Below are 19,245 nucleotides of genomic sequence, written 5' to 3'. Positions count from 1 at the left end.
TGGGTGGCCACGGACTTGGAGCTGTCGGAGCCGGAGTCGGAACCGCCGCAGGCGGTCAGAGCGAACGCCAGCACGGCGATGGGAGCGGCGAGCAGGGCACGACGGGGCAGAACACGCATCAGGGGTGTCTCCAAACACGGGGCATCACTGGAGAGTTCGCAGAACCGTGGGGCCCGCTCTCCGGGGGACGACAACAACCCTAGAAACCCGCTGTCGAGAGGCAGACCAGCAGATGGACAGAGGCAGACCAGCAGGGCACCAATGTTTCGCCACCGACACACCGCCCACCCACAGCGCCACACCCACCCCGGATGAACTCCAGGACCAGCGAAGACACCGGCCTCGTCCAGAGAAGTCACCACGCCAAAGCTGATCGCACCCGCCCAGACACTCCGAGGTGGTCAGCCAGTGGGATCGGGAGAGCTTGCCCACCCCATGGCGGTCCCCGCAAGCAGACATCTGCTGCCAGGGGTGCTGTCTGCGGCCCGCATGCATCCAGCTGCGTCAACGGGGTAGAGGCATCCGGCTGGGGCTGTGCTTGAGGGAAGCCGGACGGGCCGGATGGACTACAGAGCGGGGGACGACGAGCGGAAATCACTGGTCGGCGAGTTCATCTCGGTTTCCGAGGCGTTCGAGGGCAGTGCGGACATCGCTGCCGCCCGTGCCCTCGCCCGGTCCTTCCTGACCGACGTGCAGGCCGTTCACGGGCTCCCGGTGTCCGGCCGCGCCATGGGCATGGTGCAGCTGGTGGTGAGCGAACTGGTGACCAACGCCCGCAAGTACGCGCCCAGGCCGTGTCTGCTGACCCTGGACATCAGGAACGGCGCCGTCGAGGTGAGCGTCTGGGACAGCAGCACCGCCATGCCCGCCGTCCTGGGCCCCGACCCCGCCCGGGTCGGCCAGCACGGACTGGAGATCGTCATGGCCGTCTCCCAGAGCTTTAAGATCCACCGCGAGCCGGTGGGCAAGCGGATCACCGCGGCCCTCCAACTCGCCGACGACCCGGGCGGAGACCCGGCCGGCCGCCAGCCCTGAGCTTGTCTCTTAACGCCTCGAAGGCGGCTGCGGTCGACGAGGCTCTCAGAACGTCTGCCCGTTTGCCCACGTCGTAGCGGGTCGCGGGCTTGCCCAGTAGCCTCACGGCATGGTCTCGGACACGGTCGCCGTCGGCATTCTTACCTTCATCGGTACCGGGTTAGCCACGGTCGCTGGGCTGTGGCAGTGGCAACGAGCTCAGGCCCGCGACACACGCGCGACCTTTCGCGCCCAGCGGGTGGAGGCGCTGAGGGAGGTATGGGAGGCGTTGTCCGCCCTTGAGGAAGCCCAGCGCACCTCGATCGCTCGCCGAGACCCCTCTGCCGCGCCTGGGGCGAACAAGGTGACGCAGGTCAATCTGCTCCTTCTCCGCCGGTCCCCCTTCCTCCGCCCAGAGGAGCAGGAGTGGGCACAGGCTTTTGCGCAGCACGTCGTACAAATTGACACTTTGATCCGGTCGGCACGGAATAGCCGCCTTGATCGAACTTGGTGGGAAGACTCCAGGGTTCAGCCCGACTCAACGCACCTTGCAGCTACCGCCGCGCATCAACTCAGGGTGCTGCGAACCAAGTTAGGCGAGCGTTACGCGGCAGTCGTGCGAGGAGACAGCGAATGAGCGCACGTGGTCGGCTACCCGACGGCCGCTTACTCGAATCACACCCGAACATGATCGCTCGTACGGGGATTTCAGAGAGGTGAACACGGTCTTCGCCTGATCATGTACTCCGACCAAGGTGCACCGATCGAGACGAAAGCCGTGAAGATGGGTCGGCTGCCTGACGCCGGTCCCGGGGAAGCGTTCGCGAAAGCGCCACGTTTCCGGGAGAACTTATTCGACTGCCTGGCCGCGCACGGGGACGAACTGTTCGAACTCGTGGACGCGCTGCTGTGTGCGGACGGACCGCGAGCTGCCGACGGGCGCCTGGTCCTCGCGGTCGACGTCAGCAACTGGCTCCGCCCCGACGTGCCGACCGGCGCGGATCGCCTGTTCTGCCACGTCTACGGGCGCAGCGGACAGTCCTCGGACCAGTTCATCCCCGGCTGGCCGTACTCCTTCGTCGCTGCCCTCGAATCAGGCCGGACGTCCTGGTGCCAGCTGCCGGACGCCGTCCGTCTCGGGCCCGGCGACGACGTCGCCGAGGCCACTGCCACCCAACTCCGCCGTGTGGTCACGGACCTGATCGAGATGGGCCGCTGGCACGTCGGCGACCGCGACATCCTCATCGTCTTCGACGCCGGCTACGACGCACCGCGCATGGCCCACCTCCTGGCCGACCTCCCGGTCGAGGTACTCGGACGGATGCGCTCCGACCGCGTCATGCGACGGCCGACACCCACGCTCAAGGAGTAGGCCCTGGCCTATCCCCAGGGCGGTCGCCCAAGCACGGAAAGGAGCTCCGCTTCGCCAAGCCGGACACCTGGAGGAAGCCGGACGAGGCCACCGTGCAGGTCACCGACCGGTACGGCACCGCCCGCGCGATGGCCTGGGACCGCATCCACCCACGCCTGACCACCCGCTGCGCCTGGATCGACCACACCGGCGAACTCCCCATCATCGAAGGCACGCTGATCCGCCTCCAGGTCGACCGCCTGCCCGGCGGAGGCGACCCGCTCCCGCTCTGGCTCTGGTCGTCCGCCACCGGCCTGAACAGCGAGGACGTCGACGTGCGCTGGCAGGCGTTCCTGAGGAGGTCCGACATCGAGCACCTCTCCAGGCTGATGAAACAGACCCTCGGGTGGACCCATCCGAAGCTGCGAACCCCCGAGGCCGGCGAGCGCTGGACCTGGCTGATCATCGCCGCGCACACCCAGATCCGCCTTCTGCGCGGGGCCGTCGCCGACTTGCGGCAGCCGTGGGAGAAGCCCGCCGAGCCCGGCCGACTGACCCCGGCCCGAGTCCGCCGGGGGTTTCGCAACCTCCGCCCGCACCTGCACTGTCCGGCCCGTGCACCGAAACCCTCAACTCCCGGACCTGGATAGCCACCTGGCTCGAAGAACCGGCGGCCTGCCACCCGCTACGACGTGGGCAAGGCCGCGAAACGACCCGAGAGCATCATCGAACGAAACCGACTCAGCCCATAAGGAACAAGCTGAGCGCGGCCCGGCATCCGCACGCGTGCAGCCGTCAGCCCTCCCGTGGGGAGACCGGGAGGGACGGCGAGCCCCGCCGTCACATGAGCGGGACGGCAGGGCCCAACAGGGGCCCTCACCTGGGGGATTGGATCGCGCCCGCCTGCACACCATGCACCACAAACCGGCCATGCGGATAGATCCCTGACCGAAAGCATTCGATCCGGCTGCACCAACTCGGACGGGTGAACTCCCCCAATCTGTCAAATTTATTGACTGGTTCGCGCTACGGTGGGCGCATGACCGTATCCACCGAGAACTCCCCTGATCTGATCGCCGGGGACCTCGCCGTCGCCATCCATCGGGGGTCCATCCGTGACGGGGAACGGCTCCCGTCGCAGGCCAAGCTGGCGCAGTCCTACGGGGTGTCGTCGGGCACCGCGGCCGCCGCGCTGGCCAAGCTCGCGGCCGCCGGCCTCATCCGGACCGCGCCGGGCAGCGGCACCTACGCCACCGCGCGCCCGGAGGCGTCCGAGCCGAACCCGGTCTTGGACGTCATGGCGGCGGCCTCGGTCTGCCGGACGCTCGCAGGCCGGGAGTTCGCCCCCGGCGAACCCGACCCGCCGACCCTTCCCGTCGGCGGCAGCCCGCGCTGGGGGACGGTGTGGGAGGACGAGGAGACCATGCCGCCCCGCCGGCTCGACGTCGGCGTCCTGACCGTGCTCGACCGGCACGTCCTGCGCTGGATGAGCGAGGCGTACCTGTCCGCCGCCCGCCGCCTGGTGGCGCACGGCGTGAGCGATGCCGACCGGCACCTGATCGAGTCGGCCCGCGCGATCCTCCGCGACGGCGGCCGGCGCCCCGAGGGCCAGCCCGGCATCGCCCTGTCCGGCGGCCCGACACCGGCCGAGGAGGACGTGACCCTGCGGATCTGGCCCGAACGCGGCGAGCCCCGCGACCCGGACGGCCCGCCGTTCTAGCCCCCGCCCGGCATGTCCCTGCTGGGCGGCCGTCCACTTCCCGGCGCACGGCCGCCCACCCACCCAGTCACCAGAGCAACCGAGACCAGGAGGACCCCCATCGTGACCGTCACTCTCCGCCCGCATCAAGTCGAAGCCGTCGACGCGGTCCTGCGCCATCTCTCCGAACAGCCCGGACGGGGCATTCCGCCCGACGGGCTGCGCACCCAGGTCATCGCCGCTACCGGGTCTGGGAAGACGCTGATCGGGGTGGCGGCAGCCGGCCGTCTGTCCGCGCGCCGGGTGCTGGTCCTGGTCCCGACCCTGGACCTGCTCTTGCAGATGGCCACCGCGTGGCGGGCGGGTGGCCGGCGCGGCGCGATGATCGGTGTCTGCTCGCTGCGGGGCGCGGACAGCCAGGAACTGCCGTGCACGACCGACCCGGACGAACTGATCGCCTGGACCGCCGGCCCCGAGACCGTCACCGTGTTCGCGACCTACGCGTCGGTCGGCATGGGCACCCTCCAGCGCGCGCACGCCGCCGGGCTCAGGGTGTGGGACCTGATGGTGGTGGACGAAGCCCACCGGGTCAGCGGCGACGGTATGAAGCCGTGGGCGGCCGTGCACGACCAGACCCAAGTCCCCGCCGTGCGGCGGCTGTACATGACCGCCACCGCGCGCATCTGGGAGACCGACGGAGAGGGGGAGCGGCCGCGGCTGGTGGCCTCCATGGACGACGACTCCGAGGTCTTCGGGCCGGTCGCCTACAAGCTCAAGCTCAGCGAAGCGATCCGCATGGGGCTGGTGGCGCCGTACCAGGTGCTGTGCCTGGACATCCGCGACCCCGAGCTGTACGCCGCGATGACGACCGAGGCGACCGGCTCCGACGCTGTACGCGGGGCGCGGCTGGCGGCCGTGCAGACCGGACTCATGCGCGCCGCGGTTGAGGAGCGGTTCCGGCGGGTGCTCAGCTTCCACAGCCGCGTCGGGGAGGCGGAGGCCATGGCGGCCGCCGTGCCGGTGACGGCGGCCCGCCTCGCCGAGGACGACCCCGAGACGTTCCCGCCGCCGGCGCAGGTGTGGTCGGCATGGCTATACGGCGAGCACCCTCCCGCCCACCGTCGGGCCGTGCTGGAAGAGTTCGCCTCCGACTACCTCGGGAGTCCCGGCCTGGACGGGACGGACGTGCGCGCCGAGCTGCGGGTGCTGTCCTCGGTCCGGGTGCTGGGTGAGGGCGTCGACACGGCCGAGTGCGACGCTGTGCTGTTCGCGGATGCCCGCGGTTCGATGGTGGACATCGTGCAGATGGTCGGGCGCGCGCTGCGGATCCGGCCCGGGGTCGGCAAGCTCGCCACACTGATCGTGCCGGTGTTCCTCGGGGAGGACGAGGACGCGAACGAACTGCTCACCTCCGACGCCTACGGCACCCTCGCCAAGATCCTCGGAGCACTGAGGGCCCAGGACACGGACACGATCGAAGCACTCGCCGACCCCCGTATCCGCAACGCCCGACCGGCACCGGACACGGACATCGACCACGACCAGGACCAGAACGACGACGGCCAGGACCAGGACGTCGTCCAGGTCGGCGCCGCGGCGGCCGGGGTGCTCAGGTTCAGCGAGGAACGCGACCCCGCCGCCCTCGCCCAGTTCGTCCGGCTGCGGGTCATCGACCCCGAAGCCGCGTACTGGCTGCGCGGCATCGAAGCCGCCACCCGGTGGCTGCGCGAGACCGGCAACACCGAACTGCGCGTGCCCTACACGTACGTCACGCCGGAAGACTGGGGCGCGGCCGGCTCGCATCCGCTGGGGGTGTGGGTCGCGGATCAGCGCCGGTACTACGCGGCCGGGACGCTGGAGGCGGCGCGCGTCGAGCAGCTGGAGACGCTCGGGATGGTGTGGTCCGTACAGGCGTCCGCGTGGGAGGCCGGCCTCGCCGTCGCCCGCGCCTACGCCGACACACACGGCCACCTCCTCCCGCCCACCACCGCCGTCTTCGGCGGGGACAACTTCCCCATCGGGGTGTGGCTGAAGAACCAGCGCGCAGCGGCCCGGAAGGCGACGGAGAACGCCGAACGGCGCGCTGCCGGGGAAACGGGCGTCTCCTATGCCGGAGAGCTGTCACAGGCCCGTATGGAGGCTCTGGCCGACCTGGACCCGGGATGGTGCCCGGTGTGGGACATCTCCTGGCAACGCTGCCTGCGCCTCACCCTCGCCCACGTGAAAGCCGGAGACGCACTCCCAGTCCGACCGGGCGAACTCATCGTCCAAGGCGAAGACCTCGGGGTGTGGGTGGCTGGCCAGCGGGCCGGGTGGGACAAGCTCATGCCCACGCAGCAGTGGCTCCTGGAGTCGATGGGGATCGTGCCCCCGGCCGAGGGCGAGCCGACGGCGGGTGCGCCCCGGTCACAGGACGCCCGGTGGGCTATCAACCTCACCGCCGCCCGCCAGTTCCACGCACGGGAGGGACATCTCCAGGTACCCCGGCAACACATCGAGATCACTGGGAACGGCGACGGGAGCCACGGGCCAGCGGCCGTGAAGCTCGGGGCATGGCTCGACAACACCCGGCGCAGGGCCGCCAAGCTCAGCCCGGAACGCCGCGCGGCGCTCGACCAGCTGGGGATGCGCTGGTCCTAGACCGGCCGTACGCGGACGGCCCGCCCCGAGATCGGGACGGGCCGTCGACATGTGCGTGGCCGTGAAGGGGCGGTCGCCTACGCGGCGAAAGACTCCACGAGGCATCGCCGAACGATCACCCTCATGAGCAATAGGTGAGGCCCAGGGACACCGTCCGTACCTTCTCTTCGTGGGTCTGAACTGATCTTTCGTAGGACCGGTGGGCCCAGGAACCCTGGGTATGGCTGTCACTGTCGTGCCGCTGTCGTGGCTTGAGGGGAATGGCCGCCCAGGGTTCCGCGACGACTCGGCCACTCCTCGGCTGCGGTCACCGCCGCGTCCGCGCCGTTCCTGGAAGACCAGAATCGAAACCCCGAGCGGGCCCCGCGTCTGTTTCGAGGCCCGCATCGAACGGAAGAACAGGAAGCCACTGGTGGCCCGGTTCGGTGGAATACCCCTCCAGCGGCAGCGGTCGGCGAAAGTCACCGATCGACGGCCTGTTCGGGTGGACTGTCCACACAAGGAGCTGATTACTCGGCTCTTGGCGGACACCTGCGAGATCTGTGGAGCCACGGGCGATGTCCAGGTACATCACATCCGTGCCCTCGCCGACCTCGCACATGCCGGACAGCCGCCGTCCGACCGGGCACGAGTCATGCTGGATCGGCGCCGCAAGACCGTCGTGGCCTGCGACGCCTGCCATGACCGCATCCATGAAGCGCAGACGGCCAGATCATTCACGCCGTGATCACGCCGTGATCACGGGAGAGCCGGATGACCGGGAAACCGTCATGTCCGGTTCGGCGACCCAGCCTCCTGGCTGATGCACCACCGCCGTCTCGCCCGCGACTACGAGACTCACCCGCACCGATCAGAGGCCATGATCCACGTCGCGATGATCGACAGCCCTCAAAGAAAACTGGCGCGTGCTGAAAGAGCGTTTGTCCCGGCGAGGTTGTTTGGTTCGAGGTTCAGGTGGCGCGCCGGTTCGGGGTGGATTCGCTCGTGAGTCGTCGGCTTATGAACTCAAGGCCCGGATCAACGGGGGACGCCGTGCTGACGCCGGCGGCCGACATCGATCCGGCGTCGGCCCGCCGGTGAGCGGCGAGTTCGTGCTGTTCCAGCAGCCCGGCTACTGACGGCATCCGCGACCTCCCGGGGGGGCGACGACACGGTACGCCGCCACTCCCACTGGATCACCGACCCTGCGCCTGACCGGCGAAAACGCCGTCCGCGGATTCGGAACGGCAACGGCCGCCGAGTCGACATCACCGGATCAGGGTCGCGTCCCGAGATGAAACAACGGGTGAAAAGGACCCGCCTCTCAGAGCAGTTGGGGCTCCGCCGGGTGAGAGGCCTCGTTGTCCGGGTCGTGCAGGGGCGGGATGAACAGGGAGAGCAGCAGGGCTGCCGCGGTGACCAGGGATCCGAGCCAGAAGATCCAGGTGTAGCCGGTGTCGAGGTAGAAGGCGGTGCCGTCGACGACCGTGCTGTCCGCGGCGAGGATGGCGTAGGCGCCGGCGGTGACGACGGCTCCGAACAGGCTGATGAGCATGTTGAGCATGCCGCTGCCCAGGCCCTGTTCGTCGCGTGAGACGACGCCGACCACGAGTGCCGGGGCTCCCGCGACGACGATGCCCGCGCCGACGTTGGCGATGCAGGAGGTGACGATGAGTTGGAGTTCGTTGCCGTGGTAGACGCCGACGAGGCCGTAGCCGATGGCCATCACGGCCAGGCCGGCGCACCAGATTCTGCGTACGTCGAGGTGGCGCAGGCTGCGGCTGATGAGCAGGCCGGTGCCGAACATCACGAGGTTCCAGCTGACGCTGACGACGGCGTTGTGGTGTGCCGTCCAGCCCAGGCCGGCCGATACGCCGGGGATGTGCGGGTAGAGGGCGAGCAGGATGGCCAGGCCGGGCATCGTGAAGGCGACGGTCTGAGCGAGTCCGCCCGCGGTCAGCGCGAGGGCGACCGGGCGGCGACGCAGCACACTCAGGTCGAGGATGGGGTGGTCACTGGCGCGTTCCACGAAGAAGAAGGCGGTCAGGGCGATGGCACCGGCCAGGAGCCAGCCCAGGGTTCGTATGTCCGTCCAGCCCCAGCTCTGCGCCTGGCTGACGGCGTAGACCACGGAGGTCAGGCCGCCGCCGAGGACGAGGCCGCCCAGCCAGTCGAAGCCGGAGTCGGAGGCGTGCCGTGGTGTCTCCGGGATCAGGAACGCGATCAGGGTGAAGGCGAGGGCGGTGGCCGCGGCGAGGAACCACAGCACGCCGCGGTAGCCCCAGTGGTCGACGAGCCAGCCCGCGAGGAACGGGGAGATGAGGGCGACCAGCCCGACGCTGCTGCCCATGATGCCGCTGGCGGGTTTGACCAGCCGGGAAGGGAAGACGTCGCGCACCGCGGCGAAGGACAGGGCTCCGAACGGTCCGTAGCAGCCGGCCACCGCGCGGCCGGCGAGCACGAGCCAGAAGCTCCCGGCCAGGGCTGCGAGGGTCTCGCCGAGCGCCCCCAGGGCGGTCATCGCGAGCATGACGCGCCTCTTGCCGTAGAGGTCACCCAGCTTGATCACGAAGGGCGTGAGGAGCGTGGACACCAGTGTCAGAGTCAGTCCGAACCAGACCACCTGGGTGGTGTGGAACGCCTGAGCGACGCCGGCGGTGGCGTTGGCGCCGAGGATGCCGCCGGCGGCCAGGAGCTGGGTCGGCCAGGCGAGTGCGACCAGCAGCAGCACGAGGCGGGGAGTCCACCGCCCGTCCGCGGGGGCCCGGACTGCGCGGTCGGCTGAGGGGCTTGATGACATCGGCGTCATGCCAGCCCTCCTTTCACGGAGGTACCGAGGGAGGAGAGAGAAGCGCGGGGGGTGTACGCAGGAGGGAGGGTCGGCGTAACGCGCATCTCATATGGACGTGACCGCGCGGCAACCCGTCATCGCGTGACGTCGATGATGACCCGAATACCTAGTACTCGCTAGGTATCCGGGTTATGACCCACGTCACACAGAGAAACCACAGGCGGACAGTGGCCGGCGGCCCTCACGCGGGTCGCCGGTACTGTTCTGGCATGGCGACACCCAGGGGGCCGCGCGGCCACTACACGGCGGGCCGGGCGCGGCGGACGCAGATCCTGGAAGCGGCCCTGCTCCGCTTCGGCCAGGACGGCTACCGCAAGACGCCGCTGGCCCGCATCGCACGCGACGCCGGTGTCACCGACGCCGGGCTCCTGCACCACTTCCGTGACAAGCAGCAGCTGCTGCTCGCGGTGATCGAGTTCTGGCACGAACGCATGGATGTGCGATGGGAGCGCGTCTCGGACTCCGTACGGGACGCCTTCCGCTGCCACCTGGAGGACACGGCCGAGACACTGGCCATGCCCGGCATGGTCGAACTCGCCGTCGTCCTCACCGCCGAGGCCACCGCGCCCGACCATCCGGCCCACACGCACTTCACCACCTGGCAGGAGAAGGGCGTGGCGGAACTCGCCGACCGCCTGCGGGCCGGAAGCCGCAACGGTGAGCTGCAACCCGATCTGGACCACGAGAGCATCGCCCGCGAGTGCGCCGCGCTGGATGCGGGGCTGATGCAGCAGTGGCTGGCCGGAGGGCGGTCCTTCGACCTCATCGCCGTCATGCGCGGCCACCTCGACCGCCTCCTGCGGGCCATCTCCACCGACGGGCAGGGGCTGTAATCCGACCGGCCTTCACGCTCCGGTCCTCACGCTCCGGCCTTCACGTTTGCCGTACCGAGCACGCCGCTGCTTGTCATGCGCATGACATTCACCTCGCGGCATCCACATCCGCGTGACGCATGTCACCCACCTCAATGCCTAGTAATCACTAAGTGTTCGCCGCATGATCGAGCCTGCTCACCCCCGGCGCTGAGAAAGGCCGCCCATGCATCACCGCTGGACCGCACACGTCGTCAGCCCCCGCCTCGCCACCCCCGCCGAAGGACCCCGCCCGGCCGCACTGCTGCGCGGCGAGTTCACGGTGCGGGCGCCCGTGCGGTCGGCCCGGCTCCTGGTCACCGCGCTCGGCGTCTACGAACCGGAGCTCAACGGCACCCCGGTCGGCGACCACGTCCTGGCCCCGGGCTGGACGAGTTACCGCCACCGGCACCGCTACCAGTCCTTCGACGTCACCTCCCAGGTCCGCCAGGGCCGCAACGCCTGGGGTGCCCACCTGGCCGACGGCTGGTACCGGGGGCTGCTCGGCTTCAACGGCGGCACCCGGGACATCTACGGCGAACGCACCGGGCTCCTGGCCGAGCTGCGCATCGACTACGCCGACGGCACCACCGAAACCGTCACGACCGGGGACGACTGGCGCTGGAGTCCCGGGCCCGTCCTCGCCTGCGGCCTGTACGAGGGCGAGGAGTACGACGCCCGCCGCGAGCAGGCGGACTTCAGCACGGCCGGCTTCGACGACTCGGCATGGCAGCCCGTCGACATCCTCGACTTCGACACCGCCGTCCTCTTCCCGGCCGACAGCCCGCCGGTGCGCCGCACCCGGCGCATCGCACCCGTCGCCGTGACCGCCTCCCCCACCGGCCGCACGGTCCTCGACTTCGGCCAGAACCTCGTCGGACGACTGCGCATCCGCGTGCGCGGCGCGGCCGGTGACACCGTCACCCTCCGCCACGCCGAGGCCCTCCAGGACGGCGACCTCTGCACACGTCCGCTGCGGCACGCCGCCGCCACCGACCGCTACGTCCTGCGCGGCGACCCGGCGGGCGAGGAGTGGGAACCCCGCTTCACCTTCCACGGCTTCCGCCACGCCGACGTCGAGGCCCGGCCCGGCGTCCTCGATCCCGCCGATGTCACCGCCGTGGTCCTCCACAGCGATCTGCGCCGCACGGGCTGGTTCTCCTGTTCCGACGCCTCCTTGAACCGCCTGCACGAGAACGTGGTGTGGGGCATGCGCGGCAACTTCGTCGACGTGCCCACCGACTGCCCGCAACGCGACGAACGGCTCGGCTGGACCGGCGACGTCCAGGTCTTCGCCCCGACCGCCGCCTTCCTCTACGACGTGCGGGACTTCCTGCGCTCCTGGCTGCGCGACCTCGCCGCCGACCAGAGCGTCGACGAACGCCGTATACCCCCGGTGTTCAGCCCCGACATCCCCGTCATCACCCCGGTGCCCCTTCCGCCCGGCAACCCGCCGATGGCCGGCTGGTGCGACGCCGCCGTCATCGTGCCCTGGGTGCTGTACGAGCGCTACGGCGACACCGACGTGCTGCGCGACCAGTACCCCTCCATGCGGGCCTGGGTCGAGGCCGTCGACCGCCTCGCCGGACCCGACCGGATCTGGGGCGAGGGGTTCCAGTTCGGCGACTGGCTGGACCCGACGGCGCCGGCGGACGACCCCGGGCGCGCGACGACCTCGTCCGCCCTGGTCGCCACCGCCTACTTCGCGCACGCCGCACGCCTGCTGGCCCGCACCGCGGAGGTCCTGGACGACCACACCGAGGCCGCGCGCCACCACGCCCTGGCCGACGCGGTCCGCGACGCGTTCCGCGCCCGTTTCCACACCGGCGGCGGGCGCCTGTCGCAGGACACACAGACCGCCTACGCCCTCGCCCTGTGCTTCCGGCTCCTCGACGACGACGCCGAGCGCGCGGCAGCCGGACGCCGGCTGGCGGGCCTCGTGGCCGACCGCGGCCATCGCATCGGCACCGGCTTCCTCGGCACCCCCCTGGTCTGCGACGCGCTGACCGACACCGGGCACGTGGACACCGCCTACCGGCTGCTCACCCAGCGGTCCTGCCCGTCCTGGCTGTACCAGGTCGACATGGGCGCCACCACCGTGTGGGAACGCTGGGACAGCATGCTTCCCGACGGCACCGTCAACCCCGGCGAGATGACCTCCTTCAACCACTACGCCCTCGGCGCCGTCGCCGACTGGATCCACCGCACCGTCGCCGGCCTCGCCCCCGCGGAGCCCGGCTACCGTCGGCTCCTCGTCCGCCCCCGTCCCGGCGGCGGCCTCACCTGGGCCCGGGCCGAGCACGACACTCCGTACGGCCGTGCCGAGACCGCCTGGCGCATCGAAGGCAAGTCGCTGCGCGTCGACCTCCTCGTACCCCCACAGGCCACCGCACTGGTCGACCTGCCGGGGGCGCGGAACAAGGAAGTCGGCCCCGGCCGTCACACCTTCTTCACCCCGTTGCCCGCAGCCACGCGCTGACACCCGGCCGGCCCCGCAGAAACACCCCCCTCACCGCATGCCTCTTCAGCTCAAGGAACACACATGACACACTTCAGGCTGCCCGACACCTTCCTGTGGGGCGTCGCCACCGCGGGACACCAGAACGAGGGCGGCAACAGCGCCAGCGACACCTGGTTCCTGGAACACACCGCCCCCTCCCTGTTCCGTGAGCCGAGCGGACAGGCCTGCCGCGGCTACGAGCACTGGGCGGCGGACCTCGATCTGGCCGCCGGGCTCGGTCTCAACGCCTTCCGGTTCTCCGTCGAATGGGCGCGCGTCGAACCCGAGCGCGGGGTCGTCGACCCGGACTCCCTCGACCACTACGAACGCATGGTCGACGGCTGCCTGGAGCGGGGGCTCTCGCCCCTCGTGACGTTCAATCACTTCACCGCACCGCACTGGTTCGCCGCCGGCGGCTCCTGGACCGCGGCCGACGCACCGGCCCGATTCGCCGAACAGTGCGATCGTGTCATGGCGCGCTTCGGCGACCGCATCGCGTATGCCGTCACCCTCAACGAACCCAACCTCGAACAGCTGCTCCAGGCCGGTGCGAAACTCCCGGCCGAGGCCGAGGCACTCAAGGTCCAGATGCTGGCAGCCGCGGCACGCGCCGCCGGCAGCGACACCTACGCCAGTGCCAACGTCATCCCGGCCGACCGGCAGGACGAGTTCCAGGCGGCGTTCACCCGTGCCCACCGCGCGGCCCGCGAGGCGATCAAGGCCCGCCGCGGGGACCTTCCCGTAGGCGTCTCGATCGCCATCGCCGACGAAGTGGCCCTCCCCGGCGGTGAAGAACGCCGGGACGCCAAGCGTGCCGCCGTGTACGACCACTGGCTGCGCGAGGCACGCCACGACGACTTCATCGGCGTACAGAACTACGAGCGAATCGTCCACGGTCCCGACGGCGAGGTGGCCGTCGAGGGCGAACGCAACGGCATGGGCACCGCCATCGCACCCGGCTCACTCGCGGGCGCGGTGCGCTACGCCCACGAGGTGTCCCAGGTGCCCGTGCTCGTCACCGAGCACGGCATCCAGACCGCCGACGACACCCAGCGGGCCGCCTTCGTCCCGGCCGCCGTCCAGGAGCTCGCGGCCGAGGCCGGCGCGGGCACGCCCGTACTGGGCTACTGCCACTGGACACTGCTGGACAACTTCGAGTGGATCTTCGGATACGGCGCCCAGCTCGGGCTCCACACCGTCGACCGCGAGACCTTCCAGCGCCACCCGAAACCGAGCGCGAAGGCCTACGCGAAGGTGGTGCGAAGCCACCGGGAGGCCATGGCCGGACCCGGCAGCAGCTGACCGGCCCCAGAAAACCGCGGCACACCACGGTGTGCCCACCCGGCCTCGCGCACGGGCATGCGCCGCCGGCTCCACACCATGCACGGAGCCCGTCAGCTCACAGACGGTCCCCTCCCCCCCGTTGGTCCACCAAAGCCCCGACGGCCCCTCTGTCCCGTGGAACCGCAGGCGGCCGCCCCGATCCGATCCTGGACCTGCGCATGCCGGGACGCCGGCCGCCGGCCGCCGTGCTGCTCGGCTCCTGCGTCCCCCAGGCTGCCCTCTCCGCCTCGCAGGCGACCCTGAGGCGTCTCCGTCTTCGCCGGTGGTGGGAGGTGCGGCCCGCCCCGGCCGTCCGGGCCATCCGGCCCGTCCGGGCCGTCCGGCCCGTCCGGGCCGTCCGGGCCGTCCGGGGCGGAAGCGCCGTCACGACCGGACGGGTGCGGGACGGGTAAGTGCGGGCCTGGCGTGGCCAGCGCGGCCAGGGAAGCAGGGGTGCGCCAGCCGGCCGGGGGGCGCCGCGGGCGGGATGAGGCCGGCATCGCGAGCTGCGCGAGGTTGGTGTCGGCACTCTGGGCGAGTTCGGCCTCGGCCTGCGCGGTGGTCAGCGCGCCGAGCCACTGGGGTGCGCCAGTCTGGTTCACGGCGGCGTAGCGCTCGCACTTGACCGCCTGAAGGTCCTTCTTCAGGCGGCGGGAGCGGGCCGCCCGCGCCCACCGTACGGCGCTGATCTGTTCGCCAGTCGCCTGGCCGGCCAGGTCCGCACAGCCCAGGTAGCGGCCGGTGGCCGGGTGGCAGGCCTCAATGCGGTGATCGTGGCGGGGCATGAAACGGACACGGACACGGACCTGGATCCCGGCCTGGCCTGGTCATCCACGCACCCGCATCGTCGCGTTTCCGGAAGCGGATACCGCGGGTGGTCAGCGTGCGGATGCCGGCGTCCTGCAGGGTGAACGTCCACAGATCCGCCGCGGGCACACCCCGCAGCGGGGGGGATCGTCCTGCCACGCCCGGTCGGACGACTCCAGCGGGGCCCGCGGCCTGGGCTCCAGGCGGCCCTCCGTCCGCGCCGCATCCAGCCAACGCCACACCGTGCGCACATTCACCCCGCCGACCCGGGCGCCCGCACGCACATGCGCCGTCGTCAACGCCCCCGCCGCATCCAGCTCCAGCAACCGCGCAACCAACACCGGCCGGGACATCCTCAACCCGGCCGTGATCTCATCCCACGCACCCGGCTCCCCCACCCCACACCCCTCCGGACGCGCACCACCGACACCGACCGCCGCGCCGCCACCTCCCCCCGGGAAGAATCAGAAGTGCCGTTCCCGAGACAGCGCAGTGCAGCGCAGCGCAGCGGGGTATACCGGCCCCACGACAGCCGCGACCGCCACATACACCGCCCCACGACAGCGACCGCACCCCCACTCGACACCCCACCAGCGGCAACAACCCGACCTGACCAGCCGTCACCGACACCAACCCGCTGACCCCGACCCGGCACATCGCAATGTGGCACTTCACCGTCACCCGGATCCGCATCTCCCCGATGCGCCGGCCTCACCTGCGCCGGCCCGAAGCCGCCCGAAGCCGCAACTGCGCTTCATGACGGCAGGCTTGGGCGTGCCGGCCATGTGGGCCACGACCTACGCCCCGCCGCTTTTCCACTGAGTTCCCTACCGAAGAGCACCCTTGCGGGGCCGCCGAGCTTCTGCCCGGTGACCCCGCCGCATTCGGGTGTCTTCCGGACTTGGCCAGCGGCCCCGGCCAGGGCCTGCGCGCCTTCCGTGACCCCTACGCCGCCGAGGACGATGCGCAAGAGGCCTGACGTCCTGGGCGTATCGGGGGCGTCAGGCCCTTCGTTCGCTGCTTGTCACCGGGCCCCGGGACCGGGGGCGGGCGGGGTGCGCGGCCGCAGGCGCTCTCCCTGCGGCCCGAACATGATCAGGTACTCGACCGGGCCGCCTGGGCCGGCGTTCGCGACCCCGTGGGGACTGCGGGTGTCGAACTCGGCGACGTCCCCGGCACTCAGGACGAGGTCCTGGCCGCCGAGTGCGAGCCACAGCCGCCCGTACAGGACGCACAGCCATTCCCAGCCGTCGTGGGAGACCTGCCGGGGCCGCGCGGGCGGCTCCCCGACGGCGGGCAGGACGTGTTTGTGGGCGTGCAGGCCCCCGACGTACCGGGTCAGCGGCAGCACCGCCTTGTCGTCGCCGAAACGCCGGAGCGCGGAGGTGCGGGGCTCGGCGGCGAAAGCGGTGCCGGCCAGTTCGTCCAGGGAGACGCCGTACTCCTTCGCCAACTGCAGCACCACTTCCAGGGTGGGCTTGCGCCGGCCGGTCTCGATCCGCGACAGCGTGCTCGGGGAGATGCCGGTCGCGCAGCTGACGGCGGTGAGCGTGGAGCCGCGGTGTTCGCGTGCGGCCCGCAGCCGGGGGCCCATCGCCGCCAGCGTGTCGGCCACGGTTTCGCCTGTCACCCGCTCTGCCCCCCTTGCGGACGTGCCGCTGCGCCATCCTGTCCTGCACGTTTGCCAGAGTGGCAAGGGTAGTCGCGGTGGACGGCCGCCGCGCCGCATGATCGATGCGTGCCTGTGTCCACCCGCGAACCGGGAGAAGAGCCCATGCAGAGCGAGCCGTCCGCCGCACTCCGCCACCGCACCGTCGAGGCCCCTGCCGGGCGCCTGCACCTGGTCGAGCAGGGCACCGGCCCGCTGGTCCTGCTCGTGCACGGCTTCCCCGAGTCCTGGTACTCCTGGCGCCGCCAGCTCCCGGCCCTCGCCGCGGCCGGCTACCGGGCGGTGGCGATCGACGTGCGCGGCTACGGCCGCTCCTCCAAGCCTGCGCAGAGCGATGCCTACCGGATGCTGGACCTGGTGGCGGACAACGTCGCCCTCGTGCACGCCCTCGGTGAGGAGAACGCGGTGGTCGTCGGCCACGACTGGGGCTCCAACATCGCCGCCACCTCCGCCCTGCTCCACCCCGAGGTCTTTTGGGCCGTCGCGCTGCTGAGCGTCCCCTACGCGCCGCCCGGCGGCCCCCGCCCCACCGACATCTTCGGCCGGATCGGCGGCCCCGAGCAGGAGTTCTACGTCTCCTACTTCCAGGAGCCCGGCCGCGCCGAGACGGAGATCGAGCCCGACGTGCGGGGCTGGCTCGCGGGCTTCTACGCCGCCCTGTCCGCCGACACCATGCCCGCCCCGGGCGAGCCCGACCCCCACTTCGTCGCCCACGGCGGCCGGCTGCGTGACCGATTTCCCGCCGGCATCCTCCCGGCCTGGCTGACCGAGGACGACCTCGACGTCTACGCCGGAGAGTTCGAGCGCACGGGCCTGACGGGCGCCCTCAACCGCTATCGCACCATGGACCGCGACTGGGAGGACCTCGCTCCCCACCGCGGCGCCCCGATCAAGCAGCCGTCCCTGTTCATCGGCGGCGCCCTGGACGCCTCCACCACCTGGATGTCCGACGCCATCGACGCCTTCCCCACCACCCTCCCCGGCCTGACCGCCTCCCACCTCGTCGAGGGCTGCGGCCACTGGATCCAGCAGGAACGCCCCGAGGAGATCAACCGCCTGCTGACCGGCTGGCTCGACACCCTCACGGGCTGAACCGCCCGGCGCGGCCGGGGCCCCCGCACACGGAACAGTTCGGCCCACGTACCCGAGCGCAGCGGCTACGGCCGGATGCCACGCGATTCTCACAAATGACCAGTAATGACCAGTAACGACCAGGTGCGGGAGGTCTGCGAACACACCGGTGCCGCTCACGAATCCACCGGTGGCCGTTCGCAGAACCCCTCTCACAAACCGGCATGCTGGGCGAGACAGTTCTGACAGAGGGTGGCCCCGACGCCCGATCAAGCAGCGAACGCGGTAGAACGAAACGACTGCCCGAAGTGTGCAGCCCCGGGCGGGCAACGCCTGCCGCACTCGGAACGGGAAATACGCAACGAAATACCACACCGCCCGCTTCATCCTCGTCCCCGCGCTCCGCGAGGAACGGGAGGTGCCGTCCCCGGGGACCGCGACCCGGGGCGGCCGTGGAAGGCGGGCCTGCCCGTCGAAGCCCCGCCGGCCGCCGCGACGGCCCTGCCGACCCGGACCGGGTACGCCCGCTGTTCGACCGCCCAGCAGGAACTCGCCTCCCAACTCGCCGCGCTCGAACCGGTCCGCAAGCGGATCTCCCCCGAGAAGGTCCCCACCCGGATCAGGATGCGGCCGGACCAGGAAGCGGCCGCTGCTGGATGCGGCCGCTGCTGGATGCGGCCGCAGCTGGAGAAGGCGTCGAAGCCCGCGTACGACACCAAGGAGGCCGCCCCCGACCAGGAGGACATCCAGGTCGTCCTCACCGTCCACGAACTCAAGGCGCCCTTGCCCGCACCGCCGCCGCGCCGATGACCCCCTCCGGCCGGCCTCAGGACGCCGGCGTCCAGCTCGAACTCCGCACCGGCCCGCTCGCCGGCATCTGCGACCCCGACGGCAAGGGCGCGGTGTCCTTCGCCGTACCCGCCGTCGCCGCCCAGCTCGACCGTAACTGCATCCGGGACAAGACCCTGAAGGGCCTGCAGACCGCCGCTGCCGAAGGCAACCACGGCGGACGTCCCAAGGCCGTCGACGGCGACCCGCTCACCTTCACCGCGGCGCCGAAGAACAAGGGTGTCCCCGACCCCGGCATCGCGAAGAAGCCGACGATCAAGGCGGGCAGGAACGCGGGACGCCACCCCTTGGCCGCCTCGCTGTACCGGGCGCTCGCCGAAGCCGAAGAAGCCGACACGTCCGACGACGACGCACAGGTCATCGGCCCCCGGCCGCCCGGTCCGCGCCCGCATCACCGGCCGCGGAACCGGCACCGGACCGGAGCTGACGGATCGGCTCACCGCACAAGTCCTGGACGGCGCCACCGTGAGCCTCCGCCACCTTGAAGACGCAGGTCAAAGGGCTGGCGTGACGGCCGCCCCCGGCTCTCACGCCGGTCGCAGGCGGCAGTGTCCGAAGTGGATCGCCTGTCAGCGGTCGACTCCCGCCCGGAACCGGTCCCGATGTTCTGCCCGTGCTTGTTCTTCAGGGCCGGTGACCCG

The 19,245-nt window shown here is 71.0% G+C and carries 12 protein-coding genes and 2 pseudogenes; 12 read left to right on the top strand and 2 right to left on the bottom strand.

From position 1 onward, the window contains the following. Nucleotides 1-561 precede the first annotated feature (561 nt). The 6 genes and pseudogenes from MB828_RS13590 to MB828_RS13565 all read left to right on the top strand — a co-directional run. Entirely contained in the window at nucleotides 562-1,035 is a 474-nt protein-coding gene (locus MB828_RS13590) for an ATP-binding protein (protein WP_301648362.1), read from the top strand. Between the two features lie 763 nt (nucleotides 1,036-1,798). Continuing rightward, nucleotides 1,799-3,117, top strand: a pseudogene (locus tag MB828_RS13585) (transposase). Nucleotides 3,118-3,404: 287 nt separating this feature from the next. After that, nucleotides 3,405-4,085 (top strand): GntR family transcriptional regulator, encoded by a 681-nt coding sequence (locus tag MB828_RS13580; protein WP_301648361.1) that lies wholly within the window; start codon nucleotides 3,405-3,407, stop codon nucleotides 4,083-4,085. A gap of 102 nt (nucleotides 4,086-4,187) precedes the next feature. Continuing rightward, on the top strand, nucleotides 4,188-6,704 hold the full coding sequence (locus MB828_RS13575) for a Helicase associated domain protein (protein WP_430381373.1): 2,517 nt from the start codon (nucleotides 4,188-4,190) through the stop codon (nucleotides 6,702-6,704). A 220-nt stretch (nucleotides 6,705-6,924) separates the two neighbouring features. Continuing rightward, entirely contained in the window at nucleotides 6,925-7,431 is a 507-nt protein-coding gene (locus MB828_RS46660) for a hypothetical protein (protein WP_343236165.1), read from the top strand. 69 nt (nucleotides 7,432-7,500) lie between these two features. Then, a pseudogene (locus MB828_RS13565) lies at nucleotides 7,501-7,692 on the top strand (hypothetical protein); the annotation flags it as partial. 315 nt (nucleotides 7,693-8,007) lie between these two features. Here MB828_RS13565 and MB828_RS13560 read toward each other — a convergent pair. Next, a complete protein-coding gene (locus tag MB828_RS13560; protein WP_301648359.1) occupies nucleotides 8,008-9,492 on the bottom strand; it encodes an MFS transporter in 1,485 nt (494 codons plus the stop codon). 251 nt (nucleotides 9,493-9,743) lie between these two features. Here MB828_RS13560 and MB828_RS13555 point away from each other — a divergent pair, with 251 nt between their 5' ends. From MB828_RS13555 to MB828_RS13545, 3 genes are all read left to right on the top strand, one after another. Then, nucleotides 9,744-10,367 carry a TetR/AcrR family transcriptional regulator gene (locus MB828_RS13555; RefSeq protein WP_301648358.1) on the top strand — a complete coding sequence of 208 codons (624 nt, stop codon included), beginning with the start codon at nucleotides 9,744-9,746 and terminating at the stop codon, nucleotides 10,365-10,367. 205 nt (nucleotides 10,368-10,572) lie between these two features. After that, nucleotides 10,573-12,864, top strand: coding sequence for a glycoside hydrolase family 78 protein (locus MB828_RS13550; protein ID WP_301648357.1), 2,292 nt, complete (start codon nucleotides 10,573-10,575; stop codon nucleotides 12,862-12,864). A gap of 63 nt (nucleotides 12,865-12,927) precedes the next feature. Further along, the gene (locus tag MB828_RS13545) at nucleotides 12,928-14,187 is read left to right on the top strand and encodes a family 1 glycosylhydrolase (protein ID WP_301648356.1); all 1,260 of its coding nucleotides are present in this window, start codon (nucleotides 12,928-12,930) and stop codon (nucleotides 14,185-14,187) included. Nucleotides 14,188-16,039: 1,852 nt separating this feature from the next. On the opposite strand, the gene MB828_RS13540 is transcribed toward MB828_RS13545, so the two are convergent. Further along, nucleotides 16,040-16,609 carry a helix-turn-helix domain-containing protein gene (locus tag MB828_RS13540; protein ID WP_430381374.1) on the bottom strand — a complete coding sequence of 190 codons (570 nt, stop codon included), beginning with the start codon at nucleotides 16,607-16,609 and terminating at the stop codon, nucleotides 16,040-16,042. A gap of 180 nt (nucleotides 16,610-16,789) precedes the next feature. Between MB828_RS13540 and MB828_RS13535 the strand changes: the two genes are divergently transcribed. The 3 genes from MB828_RS13535 (at nucleotide 16,790) to MB828_RS13525 (ending at nucleotide 19,089) form a co-directional block, all read left to right on the top strand. Next, nucleotides 16,790-17,776, top strand: coding sequence for an alpha/beta fold hydrolase (locus MB828_RS13535; protein ID WP_301648363.1), 987 nt, complete (start codon nucleotides 16,790-16,792; stop codon nucleotides 17,774-17,776). Between the two features lie 603 nt (nucleotides 17,777-18,379). Beyond that, nucleotides 18,380-18,565, top strand: a complete 186-nt coding sequence (locus MB828_RS13530) for a hypothetical protein (protein WP_301648354.1) — start codon at nucleotides 18,380-18,382, stop codon at nucleotides 18,563-18,565. After that, a complete protein-coding gene (locus MB828_RS13525) occupies nucleotides 18,562-19,089 on the top strand; it encodes a hypothetical protein (RefSeq protein WP_301648353.1) in 528 nt (175 codons plus the stop codon). Before MB828_RS13530 ends, MB828_RS13525 begins: the two co-directional genes overlap by 4 nt. Nucleotides 19,090-19,245 lie beyond the last annotated feature (156 nt).

The sequence above is a fragment of the Streptomyces arenae genome (assembly GCF_022343545.1).
GTDB lineage: Bacteria > Actinomycetota > Actinomycetes > Streptomycetales > Streptomycetaceae > Streptomyces > Streptomyces humi.
Note: the sequence above shows the minus strand (reverse complement) of the source record. Positions and strands in the feature narration are given on the sequence as shown.